Genomic DNA, 12683 nt, shown 5'->3' with positions numbered 1-12683 from the left:
GGCCAGGAACTTCTTGAGTTTTCTCTATCTCGTCAGTGCTCTCTTTTGGCTCAAATGAAAGATCAACACAACCTAGTGGTTCAATAGAGCAACTCCGAGAGCAGCCTTGGCAATTAGAAACCCCAAATCCTGACAACCCGCCAGAAAACCCCTCCCGCATCTCAAGTGAGAAATGCCACTGAATAATTGGCCGTGTCCTCAGTAAACCCACAATCTGTAGTCATTTCAGGTTAGGGTGAGACGCCTGGGCTATTGAGAAAAGCCTTCTGGCCCGCCGCATTATTGCTCCGCAACGCTGACGCGACAACGCGACCAACGTTTTAGGTGTGGGTGCAGCGTCCTGGTTTGAATCGAAATAATCGTAACTTCCCTCTCCTGCGAAGGGAGAGGAGCTGGACAGCACAAAGGCATCAGGAACAGTCTCAAGCAGGTTCGCAATGAACCTCCACCTCGGCCTGCTGGGTTCCGGCAACCCCCGTCAGGGAATTCGTGTTACTTTGAAAATGATAATCATTAATAATCAAAATTGAGAACAGCAAGGAGGGCCTCATGAAAGTTGCCTACGTGTTCACCCATCCCCGCTGCGGCACCTACAAATTGGGCCAGATGATCCTGCCTCAGCTAGAAGCAGGGGTGCATGGAGCGGAGGTGGTGGGCATGTTCTTTTTCGACGACAACTGCTTTGTTTTGCGGCAGGGGGATCCCATTGGCGAGCGCTTGGCCAAGGTTGCCCAAGAGCAAAACATCCTGCTGATGATGTGCGACATGTGTGCCCTGGAGCGCAACTTAGCCGAAGGGGAACCCCGCTGGTGTGATGCCCAAGGACGCGGGCGCAAGGAACCGGCCCAGTGCATTCCCAAAAATGTAGTGCAAGGGGTGCAAGTGGGCTGCTTCCCTGACCTCTACGAGGCGTTGAAGAACAACCCACCTGACCAGGTGATCACTCTGTGAAGGATCCCTCACTTTAGCTGACGGCCACAGCAGCAGGTGGCTCCTGGCTGGGCTGAGAGCCGATCTTGCGGAAGATCAACCGCTCGTTGGCTACATCCACCAAAATGCGGTCGCCGGGTAGGAACTCGTTCTCCAGCAGCTTGGTGGCGATGGGGTTTTCGATCTCCCGCTGGATCACCCGCTTCAGCGGACGGGCCCCGAACACTGGGTCGTAGCCCACCTCTGCCAGGTAGTCCTTGGCTTCTTCGGTGAGCAGGATCTCGATTTGCTGATCTGCCAGCAGCTTTTCCACCCGCTGCATTTGCAGGCCGACAATCTGGCGAATTTGCTCTTTGGTGAGGGCGTGGAAGATGATCAGCTCGTCCACCCGGTTGAGGAACTCCGGTCGGAAGTGGTGCCGCAGCATGGCCAGCACCTGAGTTTTCATCTCCTCGTAGCGGCTTTCATCGGCCCCAATTTCCAGGATGAGGTCGCTGCCGATGTTGCTGGTCATGATGATGATGGTGTTTTTGAAGTCCACTGTCCGCCCTTGGGAGTCGGTGATGCGGCCATCGTCCAGCACCTGCAGCAGGATGTTGAAGACATCCGGGTGGGCTTTTTCCACCTCGTCAAACAGCACCACCGAGTAGGGGCGTCGCCGCACCGCCTCGGAGAGCTGCCCGCCTTCTTCGTAGCCCACGTAGCCTGGAGGAGCTCCGATTAGACGAGAGACCGAGTGCTTCTCCATGTACTCGGACATGTCGATGCGCACCATCGCCTCGGAAGTGTCGAAGAGGAACTCCGCCAAAGCACGGGCCAGCTCGGTTTTCCCCACGCCAGTGGGCCCCATGAACAGGAAAGAGCCGATGGGGCGATTGGGATCCTTCATGCCGGCCCGGGCGCGCCGAATGGCTGCCGCTACGGCGGCTACCGCCTCGTCTTGGCCCACCACCCGCTGGTGCAAATGGGCTTCCAGGCGCAGCAGCTTCTGCTTTTCCGACTCCATCAGGCTGGTGACTGGGATCCCGGTCCAGCGGGAGACGATCTCAGCGATATCTTCAGGAGTCACTTGCTCCCGCAGCAGCGGCTCGCCGTTGGTCTGCAGCTTGGCCAGGTGAGCCTCCTGCTCTTGGATTTGCCGCTCCAATTCCATCAGCTTGCCGTACTTAAGCTCGGCAGCGCGGTTGAGGTCATATTTTTGTTCAGCCTGCTCAATTTGAAGCTTAACGGCGTCCCGCTCAGCTTTAAGGCTTTGCAGGCGCTCAATAGCCTCTTTTTCAAATTGCCAGCGGGCATTCAACTCCCGTTGTCGCTCCGTCAGGTTGGCCAGCTCCTGCTCAATTTTGCTGAGGCGATCTCTAGAGGCAGCATCATCTTCTTTTTTCAGGGAGAGCTCCTCCATCTGCAGTTGCATGATCCGCCGGTCAATTTCATCCAATTCGACGGGCTTGGAGGTGATTTCCATTTTCAGCTTGGCCGCCGCCTCGTCCACCAGGTCGATGGCTTTGTCGGGCAGGAAGCGCTCGGAGATGTAGCGGTTGGAGAGCACCGCTGCCGCCACCAAGGCGGAGTCGCTGATTTTCACCCCATGGTGCAGCTCGTAGCGCTCTTTGAGGCCGCGCAGGATGGAGATGGTATCTTCCACCGAAGGCTGATCCACGTACACCGGCTGAAAGCGGCGTTCTAGGGCCGCATCTTTTTCGATGTGCTTGCGGTATTCATCCAGGGTGGTGGCGCCGATACAGCGCAACTCGCCCCGCGCCAGCATGGGTTTGAGCAAGTTGCCGGCATCCATGGCCCCTTCGCCGGCCCCGGCGCCGACAACGGTGTGCAACTCGTCGATGAAGAGGATGATCTGGCCTTCGGATTCAGTGACCTCTTTGAGCACAGCTTTGAGGCGGTCTTCAAATTCCCCGCGGTACTTGGCCCCGGCAATGAGAGCGCCCATGTCCAGAGCAATGACTCGCCGGTTTTTCAGAGACTCCGGCACATCTCCCCGGTTGATGCGCTGGGCTAGGCCCTCCACAATGGCTGTTTTCCCCACGCCGGGTTCGCCGATGAGGACGGGGTTGTTTTTGGTGCGGCGGGAGAGCACCTGAATGACGCGGCGGATCTCGTCATCTCGCCCGATCACCGGGTCCAGCTTCCCTTCGCGGGCCGCCTGGGTGAGATCGCGGCCATAGCGCTCCAGGGCTTCGTAGCGGGATTCGGGGTTTTTGTCGGTGACCCGCTGTTTGCCTCGCACCTCTTTGATGACCGGTTTGAGGCGCTCTACCGTCAGGCCCAGGGGTGCCAAGACCCGCTTGCCCACCCGCTCATCTTGCAGGGATCCCAAAAACAAGTGCTCCACCGAGATGAAATCATCGCCGTACTCTTTGCGAAACTCCTCGGCCCGATCCAGGGTGGTTTCCAGGCCGCGACCCAAGTAGAGCTGATCCACCCGCGCCAACTTGGGCTGCTGGTTGATGAAGCTTTCCACTTTATCCCGCACCAGCCTCGGATCGATACCTGCCCGTTGCAGGAGGGTTTGGGTGAGCCCCCCTTCTTGATCCAGAAGGGAGATCAGCAAATGCTCGGTTTCCAACTGTTGCTGCTGGTGCCGCCGGGCCACATCTTGGGACTGGACAATGGCGCTCCAAGCTTTTTCGGTAAATTGGTTGGGATTGGTGGGCTGCATAGGAGTTCGGCAGAGCTTTGCTACTCAGTATAGGAAGGCAATACAGACACAGGGAGCACCCTGGACTCTTTCGGGGCAGTAGAGCTGGGTGCCGGAAGCTCCGGTAGGATCTTCCTGATCTAGGTATCGCCTATTTTGCCAGAGCCAGAGTTCGCAACAACCGTCCTCTCCAGCTGCGATCCATGGAGGGATCCCCGCCTTATTCTTCTTCTTCGTAGGGACGGCCTTCCCCGATTACCGCCAGGTCAATTTGTTGGCGGTAGTAATCCACGTTCTTAATCTGCACCTCCACCCGATCCCCCAGGCGAAACTGGCGCCGACTCTTGCGTCCCACCAGCGCCTGCTGACGGCTGCGGTACTCGTACCAATCGTTTTTCAGGGTGCTGACCCGCACCAAGCCTTCCGCCAAGATGGGATCCACCTGGACAAAAAAGCCGTAGTTCTGGACACCGATGATTAGGCCGGGGAACACCTCTCCCAGGTGCTTTTGCATGAACTCAGAGCGCTTCAGGCCCATCAGCTCCCGCTCCGCCTGCTGACGGATCCGGTACCCCTCCTGAATTTTGGGCAGTTGCGCCTGGAGAAACGCCTGCCATTCCTCCTGCACCTTTGGCGGCAACACTTGCCAGTCGATTTGGCCGTAGCCGCTGGGGCCGTGCAGATCCACCACAGTTTTGGAGCGAGGGCTGCGGCGATCGCGTCCTTTGCTCAGGGCCAGGTGCAGAGCACGCAAATTGAGCAAGTCGGCATAGCGGCGCAAGGGGGCCGTAAAGGTGGCGTAGGGTTCTTTGAGGCCCAACCCAAAATGGCCGAGTTGCTCTTCCAGAGGCTGGAGACGATACTCGACCGGGGGCAAGGTGGCCAGCATCTGCGCCACCAAGGCCGGGCTCGCGCCAGAGGCCAACACATCGGGAGCGGTGATGCGGGCACAAATCCGCTGCCAGTCCGCCAGAGTTACGACAGCGGGATCTTGCAAATTCAGATCCAGCTTCATGGCATTGGCCAGGCGCAAAAAGCTCTGCAGGGCCTCGGCGGCAGGGGCAGGCTGCACGCGGGCCAAAGAAGGGATCCCCAACTGGCGCAAATGGTGGCCCAGGATTTGGTTGGCCAGCAGGAGAATTTCCGTCATCAGGGCATGGGCGCCGAGGCGATCGCTGATCAAGAGGGGGCCGTAGCCGCTTTCATCGGCAGAGTGGGGAGTGAGCAAATCCAACAGGGGCAGGTCAAATCCCCCCGCCTGGTGACGTTTGGCCCGTAGGATCTGGCTGAGGCGCAGCAGGTTTTGCAGCAGGGCCATCAACTCCGGCACTTCTTCGTCGGGGCCCAAGTCGGCGGTGGTGGCCAAAAGAGCCTGCACCTGACCATAGGACAGGTGAGCCCGCGATTGCACCAGGCTGGGGTAGATCTCGAAGTTTTGTACCACCCCTTCTGGGTCGAGGGTCACTAGCAGTGAATAGGCCAAGCGCTCCTGCTGTGGCAACAGAGCCAGGCGGTTGTGCACCTCCGGCGGAAAGAGAGGCAGCACCATCGTATCGAGGTAGACGGTGGCCGTCCGCTGCTGAGCCTCTTGCTCCAAGGGGTGGTCGGGATCCAGCCAATGGGCCACGTCAGCAATGTGGATCCCCAGCAGCCAGTGGTCATTCTCTTGCCGCTGCAAGGAAACAGCCACGTTGGGTTCCAAGCCGTGGGGATGCTGCAGATCCAAAGGCTCCAAAGTGATGCAAAACCAATCGCGCAGATCGCGGCGGCCCTTTTGGTCAGAGCGGCTGAGCTTTTTGGGCAGAGCTGCTGCTGCCTCCAACACTGGAGCGGGAAACTCCTGCGGTAGGTCGTACTTGCAACAGACCAAATCTGCATCGATGGAGGCCTCTGGGCCGTCGCCCAAAATTTTGCGAATGGTTCCGGTTGGGGGCAGATCCCCCAGCGGGTAGCGATTCACCTCCACATAGGCCACCCGACCTTCCGCCAGCTCGACAGGGGATCCCTCCGTCAGGGCCAGCTCGAACAGCAGCCGGTCGTCCAAGGGCACCACCCGAAAACCCTGTTCCGTCTGTTTGAGGCGACCCACCAGGGCAGAATTGGCCCGCTCCACAACGGCCACCACCTCTCCCTCAGGGCTGCGGCGACGGTTGCCATCTTTGGTGACCCGCGCCAACACCTGATCCCCATTCCAAGCGCCGCTGAGGTTGCTGCCGTGGATGTACACATCCTCCACCCCCGGCTCGTCCCGAATGGCGAAGCAAAAGCCTTTGCTGGAACAGCGCAAACGCCCCACCACCAAAGATTCGTCCGGCTTGCGCCGATAACGGGGTGGATCCCCTAGTCGTTCCAGAAACCCGGCCCGCACCAGGCCATCTAGGGCAATCTCGAGCATTTCCGGCGCTTCTGGATCGGCGGACTGCAAGAGAGCAAGAAGAGTATCTTTGTCGGTCAATTGCTCGGGAGGCTGAGAGAGAAAATGCTGAAAAATTCGAGAGAAGTCCATTTTGGGTATTGGCAAAAGAGGAGAGAAGAAGAGGGGTTAAGACATCGCAAGACCCAACCCGTTGGCGTTAGTCACGCTGGCCGGTGACGATAAAAGCTACCCGCTGACCGATGTTGGTGCTGTGGTCGGCCAGACGCTCCAGGTAACGGATCGCCAGCAACATCAATAGAATAGGCTCGACCGATCCGCGAATGTCAGACTGCTGCGCCAACGTATTGTAAAGGTTAGTGTAATCTTCATCAACGGCGTCGTCTTCCCGCTTCAGTTGTCGGCCCAGGTCAGCATCCAATTCCGTCAGGGCCACCAGGCTGTGGCTGAGCATTTTCTGGCAACGCTGCATCATCACCTGAATACGACCCAGCTCCGGGGGCGGCGGGTACATGACCAAGCGCAGGGCCACTTCGGCCAAATCTTTGGCGTAGTCGCCAATCCGCTCCAGATCGCGTACCAGTTGCATCAGGGTACTGATCCAGCGCAGATCCCGCGCCACCGGGGAGCGCAAGGCAATCAAATTAATACAGTCTTTCTCGATTTGACGATAAAAACGGTCAATTTGCTTGTCTTGGGCGATCACCTGTTCGGCGGCGGCCAAGTTCTGTTCAAACAGGGCCTGCTGGGCCAAGACCACCGACTTTTCCACCAGCGCCCCCATGCGCAGCACGTCCTGCTGTACCCGTTTGATGTGAAGTTGCAGCTCGGCTTGCCCCATGGCTTTCTCCCATGAATGTGGGCAGGGGGGAAATGTCTGCAGTCGTTTTGGATTCAACAGAGCCAGTTGATCTCAATCATGGCAAACTTCGCCTGGAATAAGGGCAGAGAAGACGGCCAACTTAGGCGAAGATGAGAACAGCGGTTGCCCTCTGAGGGGGATTCGTCCTCTGGAGTTCTCGGGTTGCTTTGTCGATTGAGACGGTCTCATGGCTCTTCCCCCCATCATTGTGTTGGACGATGATCCCACCGGATCCCAAACCGTTCACAGTTGCCTGCTCCTCACCCGCTGGGATCCGGAGACCTTGAAGCTGGGGTTGCAGGATAGCTCGCCAATTCGCTTTATCCTCACCAACACCCGATCCCTGCCGCCGGCCAAGGCCGAAGAGGTGACGCGGTCGGTCTGCCGGGCCCTCAAGCAGGCCATGGGGGAGCTGGGGTGGGAGCGGGCCCTTTTTGTTAGCCGCTCCGACTCGACGCTGCGGGGGCACTACCCCTTGGAAACCGATGTGATGGCAGCGGAGCTGGGGCCCTTCGATGCTCATTTTCTGGTGCCGGCCTTTTTTGAGGGAGGGCGCATCACCCGCAACAGTGTCCACTACCTACGGGTGGGGGAGCGCTGGGTGCCGGTGCATGAGACGGAGTTTGCTCGGGATGCGGTGTTTGGCTACCACCACAGCTATTTGCCGGACTATGTGCAGGAGAAAACCCAGGGGCGGATCCGGGCTGAGCAGGTGGAGCGATTGACCCTAGAGCAGATTCGCTCTGGCTGTTTGCCGCGGCTGCTGGCCTTGCAGGGGAATATCTGCTGTGTAGTGGATGGAGAAACTCAAGCGGATCTGGATCGGTTTGCCCAAGATGTTTTGGCGGCAGCCTCTCAAGGCAAACGCTTTTTGTTTCGCAGTGCCGCCAGCCTCCTGACGGCTCTGGCCCAGTTGCCGCCACAACCCGTTCCCCCGGAACAGATGGGGCAGTTTGTTCGCTCCTCTCAACCGGGGGTGGTGATTGTGGGATCCCACGTGCAAAAGTCCAGCCAGCAGTTGGCCCGCCTTCTGCAGGAGCCTGAAACCCAAGGCATCGAGGTGGAGGTGAGGCGACTATTGGATCCCAACGCGGAGCTGCTGCCAGGGATCCTGGCCCAAGTTCACAGCGCCTACGAGAAGGGTCTGACGCCGGTGGTCTACACCAGCCGGGAGGAACTGACTTTTGAAAAGGGCTCCGTGGAAAGGCGCCTGGCTTTTGGACAGAAGGTTTCGCGGTTGTTGATGGGCGTGGTGCAGGGGTTGCCGCCGGGAATTGGCTACCTCATCAGCAAGGGTGGCATCACCTCCAACGACACCCTCAGCACTGGCCTCGACTTGCCGGCAGTGCGTTTGCTGGGGCAAATTTACCCAGGGATCTCGATGGTGATCACCCCGTCCGATCATCCCCGCTTTCCCAACCTGCCGGTGGTGTTGTTTCCGGGCAATGTCGGCGAGGCGGATACGCTGCTTTTGCTCCACCGTCGCCTCAAAAGTCGGGGCTTGATTTAGGGTGAAGAGGATGGTCTTGTGGGTTCCTCCTGCCGATGGCTGAAGTTGTCCCCCCGCCGGAAGCCTTGCCCGCCTCGGATGCCTGGTGGGGATCCCTGCGGCAGAGGCGGAGGGAGTTACCGCCGACAGTCGTGCAGCAGGCTTCCCAGAGCTTGGGCAGCTGGGAGGTGGATGTTGTCATTGCCGGTGGCACCCTGGGGATCTTCTTGGCAGCGGCTTTGGCCAAGCGGGGCTGGCGGGTGATCCTGCTGGAGCGCGGGATCCTGCGGGGGCGGGAGCAGGAGTGGAACACCTCACACCAGGAGCTGCAGGTGTTGTTAGAGCTGGAGCTGCTTACCCCGCCCGAGTGGGAGGCAGTCCAGGTTACCCACTACCCGAGGGGGCGGATTGGCTTTGGGGAGGGCCCCCACTGGTGGGTGGAGGGAGTGCTGAATGTGGGCGTGGATCCAGTCAGCCTCCTGGAGTTCCTCAAGCAGCATTTCCTGGCCTGGGGGGGCCAAGTGTGGGAGCAGACTGCCTTTCAAAGTGCCACTGTTCACCCCGATGGGATCTGCCTCCAGACCACCAAGGGACAGATCCGTGCTCAACTGCTGGTGGATGCCATGGGGCACCGCTCGCCCATCGCGGCCCAGGCTCGCCAAGGGCAGCCGCCAGATAGCGTCTGTCTGGTGGTGGGATCCTGTGCCCAGGGGCTGCCCGACCAACCCACGGGAGATCTCTTCTACAGCTTTACCCCAGCCCAGAACGGCTACCAGCCCTTTTGGGAAGCTTTCCCTGCCCGCGATGGGCGCACCACCTATCTTTTTACCTACTGCGACCGGGATCCCCGGCGGCCTAGTCTAGAGCAGCTCTGGCGGGATTACTGCCGGCTGCTGCCAGCCTACCAGGGGGTGGAGCTGGCCCAGATCCGCTGGGTGCGCAAGCTATGTGGCGTTTTCCCCGCCTACCGCCGCAGCCCGCTGCAACTGCCCTGGGATCGCCTATTGGCGGTGGGGGATAGCAGTGGCAGCCAGTCGCCTCTAAGCTTTGGCGGCTTTGGCGCCATGTTGCGCCACCTGGATCGCCTACAGCAGGGGATCCACGAGGCCCTGGCGCAACGGCAGTTGAACCAGGCAGCCCTGGCCCTGCTGCAACCCTACCAGCCCAACTTGGCCGTGACCTGGCTATTTCAGAAGGCCATGATCCCCCCTCTGCGGGAGAAAACCTGGGATCCCAATAGCATTAACCGCCTGTTGAGCAGGGTGTTTGCGGCCATGGTTGCCGCTGGCCCCCAGGTGGTGCAGCCCTTTTTGCAGGATGTGGTGCAGTTTGGCGGCTTGGCCCAGGCCCTGTGGGGGGTGACGCGTCGGGATCCCAGCTTGGTAGCCAGACTTTTGCCTCGGTTGGGGTTGCCGGAGTTGGTGGAATGGGCGGGCCACTTTGGCGCGCTTGGCCTCTTCGAGCTGCTGCAAAGGCTAACGGATCGCCCGGAGCTGGAAACCGACCCCCAAGACTACTTCTGGAAGCGGCGCCGCGAGGCTTGGCGCTACGGCTGCGGTCAAGATTACAAGTTATTTCCATAGTGATTCTGTAGATATTCTATCTGAAAATAGGGGCTTTGAACGAGCTTGAGACGTTCCCCTGACAATCTGCACCGCCGAGGCCCTAACTCGCAGTTTTTATCTCATTAGGAAGAGGAAAGTTGAGAGCCAAGGAGCGGTTGCACTACTGTAATTCAACATAGCTGCAATCAAGACACTCAAGAGATATCGAAACATTGTCAATGTGATCAAGCTCACCATTACGTTTCACGACGTTTGATATCCATAGTGGAAGAGTTGGGAATTCTTTATCCATCCACTCGTCAGTGTAGGAGTTAGCCATGGTTATTCTCGACTACAGCGATGCAGACAGTGGCTTCTGGGCTTCGACTCCTCAGGGTTTGGTGGAGGTGATCAAGTTTCAGAATCACTTCTACGCCCTTCGGCAAGTGTACAAACGCGCCCAAGACGCGATATCTGCCTGTCGCGCCGACATTGAAAGGGGATTTCTTAGCATTGTGGTGCAGTTTGAGAATCACGCGGAAGTGTGGGCTCAACTGTCGCCGGGCGTACCCGTGCAGTCCCAACCAGAGGCTGCTCCTACGGGCAACCCTGCCAAGCCCAAGCTGACCTATCGCGGCCAACCGGTGAGCAAACCTTCCCGAAATCCCAGCCTCGCCCGCAGGCCCTTGCCTGACTCCCTCTATTTCCGCGGCGCGAAGATCGGCTAGACCGTTTCCGTTTGCCAGGTCTGGAGCGGTCGAGATTTCCCTTCTGGCCGCAGCCATCTGCGTTAGCGGTGCAAAGCACCATAGAGGCCCACCCCATAGCCCAGTACCTCAACCGGATCCCCTTGGCTTTCTGCCGGCAGTTGGGATCCCTTTCCCAACCACTGGGCCTCGTGGCTATCCAAAAGCTTCTCCCAGGTGCCGCCGGGCCAATGGGCATAGGTGACCGCCTGATTGGGGCTGAAGTTGAAAAGGGCAAGCAAAGACTGGGATCCGTGGCGGCGGTGCAGGGCAAGGCCAGCGCCCGAAAACAGCTCCACTTCCACTCCATCCCGCTCCAAGTGCTGGAGAGCCGGTTGGGTTTTGCGCAGCCGGATCAGGGTCTGGTACCACTTCCAGAGAACCTGGTGGTGACCGGCCTTTTTCAACTCCCAATTCAGCTTGGAGCGCAAGAAAGTCTCTTCAGCTTGGGGATCCGGCGGCTCTCCCTGCCAGGCAAAGGCGCTGAACTCGCGGCGGCGTCCCTGTCGTACCGCTTCCACCAAATCGGGATCCCCGTGGCTGACAAAATACAGAAAGGGGGCCACCTCCCCGTATTCTTCCCCCATAAACAGCAGCGGCAGCATGGGGGCCAACAGCAGGGCAGCGGCAGCCAACTTGAGGCCCTCGAAAGAGGTGAGCTGGCTGAGGCGCTCTCCCAACATGCGGTTGCCGATTTGATCGTGGTTTTGGATGCAGACCACAAACTGGGATCCTGGCCGTCCGGCGGCGGAGTTGCCGTAACGCCTGGCGCGGTAGCGGGAGTATTGGCCGGAAAAGACGTAGCTTTCCCGGTAGGACTTGGCCAGTTGCTCCAATTGGCCAAAATCCTGGTAGTAGCCCACTGTTTCGCCGGTGAGCAGGGTGTGAACCGAGTGGTGAAAGTCGTCGCACCACTGGGCATCTAGCCCGTAGCCCCCTTGCTCTCGGGGGGTGATGAGGCGGACATCGTTGAGGTCGCTTTCGGCAATGAGAACCCTGGGCCGGCCAGTGCGAGCTTCTAGGGCATCCACCCGCTCCGCCAGCTCCTGCAAAAAGGGCCGGGCGCCGAAGTCGTAGATGGCATGCACCGCGTCCAGCCGCAGCCCATCGAGATGAAACTCCTCCAGCCAGTACTCGGCGTTTTGTAGGAAAAACTCTCGCACGCCGTCAGAATAGCGGTCGTCGAAGTTGAGGGCATCCCCCCAAGGGGTGTGGTACTTGTCGGTGAAGTAGGGGCCAAAATCCCGCAGGTAGTTCCCCTCCGGCCCCAGGTGGTTGTAGACCACGTCCAAGATGACGGCCAAGCCCAGTTGGTGGCAGGCGTTCACCAGGGCTTTCAGATCTTCAGCTCCCCCATAGGCGGTCTGCACCGCGTAGGGATAAACACCGTCGTAGCCCCAGTTGCGTCCCCCCGGGCATTGGGCCACCGGCATCAGCTCCAGCACATTCACCCCCAACTCTACCAATTCCGGCAGGCGAGTGATCAGGGCGGCAAAGGTGCCCTCAGGGGTAAAGGTGCCCACATGCAGCTCGTAGAGGATCCACTGGGGCAGCGGGATCCCCTTCCACCCTTGATCCTGCCAGTCGAAGCGGGGATCCACCACCCGCGAGGGGCCATGAACGCCATGCGGTTGACAGCGGGAGGCCGGGTCTGGTCGCTCCACTACCCCTGCTGAGGTGTGCAGGCGGTAGAGATAGTCCACCGGCCCAGGCGGGATCCCGTCCACCTCCCCCTGCCAATAGCCCTGCTCATCCCGCACTAGAGTAAAGCAACGTTGGACAGGGCTGAGCAGCTTCAGCTCCACCTGCTCAACCAAGGGCGCCCACACCGAGAAGTGATAGCAGCCTGAGCCCAGGGGATAGGCGCCCATCCGCCCGGCCTGGAAGAAAGGAGAAGCCTGCAACACAGAATCTATCCCGCAACTCGGCTTCCACTATAGCGAGCATGCCTGGCAAAAGCCGGAGAGTGGGTTTTTGGCTTCTCCTCTGCCATAGTGGAATGGGTCTGATACATTTACGCTGAACACTGCTGAACATCACTGTTCAACTATGCAGCGATAGCATTCTGTTTGTTTCCAACCA

Annotated in this window: 8 protein-coding genes; 4 read left to right on the top strand and 4 right to left on the bottom strand. The window is 59.4% G+C overall.

What is annotated here, in order from left to right; translation table 11 throughout:
- Window positions 1-549: 549 nt before the first annotated feature.
- Window positions 550-951, top strand: coding sequence for a SaoD/DsrE family protein (locus tag NW849_RS11830; RefSeq protein ID WP_414357804.1), 402 nt, complete (start codon window positions 550-552; stop codon window positions 949-951).
- A gap of 13 nt (window positions 952-964) precedes the next feature.
- Here the strand turns inward: NW849_RS11830 and clpB are convergent, their stop codons facing one another.
- From clpB to phoU, 3 genes are all read right to left on the bottom strand, one after another.
- A complete protein-coding gene (gene clpB / locus NW849_RS11825; RefSeq protein WP_414331635.1) occupies window positions 965-3607 on the bottom strand; it encodes an ATP-dependent chaperone ClpB in 2643 nt (880 codons plus the stop codon).
- Between the two features lie 199 nt (window positions 3608-3806).
- Entirely contained in the window at window positions 3807-6092 is a 2286-nt protein-coding gene (locus NW849_RS11820; protein ID WP_414357803.1) for a ribonuclease R family protein, read from the bottom strand.
- 67 nt (window positions 6093-6159) lie between these two features.
- The gene (phoU, locus tag NW849_RS11815; RefSeq protein ID WP_414357802.1) at window positions 6160-6801 is read right to left on the bottom strand and encodes a phosphate signaling complex protein PhoU; all 642 of its coding nucleotides are present in this window, start codon (window positions 6799-6801) and stop codon (window positions 6160-6162) included.
- 208 nt (window positions 6802-7009) lie between these two features.
- On the opposite strand from phoU, the gene NW849_RS11810 reads away from it, so the two are divergent.
- The 3 genes from NW849_RS11810 (at window position 7010) to NW849_RS11800 (ending at window position 10583) form a co-directional block, all read left to right on the top strand.
- A complete protein-coding gene (locus NW849_RS11810; RefSeq protein WP_414357800.1) occupies window positions 7010-8332 on the top strand; it encodes a four-carbon acid sugar kinase family protein in 1323 nt (440 codons plus the stop codon).
- 35 nt (window positions 8333-8367) lie between these two features.
- Complete coding sequence (locus NW849_RS11805; RefSeq protein WP_414357798.1) at window positions 8368-9894, top strand: NAD(P)/FAD-dependent oxidoreductase; 1527 nt, start codon at window positions 8368-8370, stop codon at window positions 9892-9894.
- 299 nt (window positions 9895-10193) lie between these two features.
- Window positions 10194-10583 carry a hypothetical protein gene (locus NW849_RS11800; protein WP_414332498.1) on the top strand — a complete coding sequence of 130 codons (390 nt, stop codon included), beginning with the start codon at window positions 10194-10196 and terminating at the stop codon, window positions 10581-10583.
- A gap of 62 nt (window positions 10584-10645) precedes the next feature.
- Here the strand turns inward: NW849_RS11800 and treZ are convergent, their stop codons facing one another.
- On the bottom strand, window positions 10646-12508 hold the full coding sequence (gene treZ, locus NW849_RS11795) for a malto-oligosyltrehalose trehalohydrolase (RefSeq protein WP_414357797.1): 1863 nt from the start codon (window positions 12506-12508) through the stop codon (window positions 10646-10648).
- Between the last annotated feature and the right edge of the window lie 175 nt (window positions 12509-12683).

It is taken from the genome of Synechococcus sp. R55.3 (assembly GCF_047461975.1).
Taxonomy (GTDB): Bacteria; Cyanobacteriota; Cyanobacteriia; order Thermostichales; family Thermostichaceae; genus Thermostichus.
This window is presented reverse-complemented; position numbering and strand designations above follow the sequence as displayed.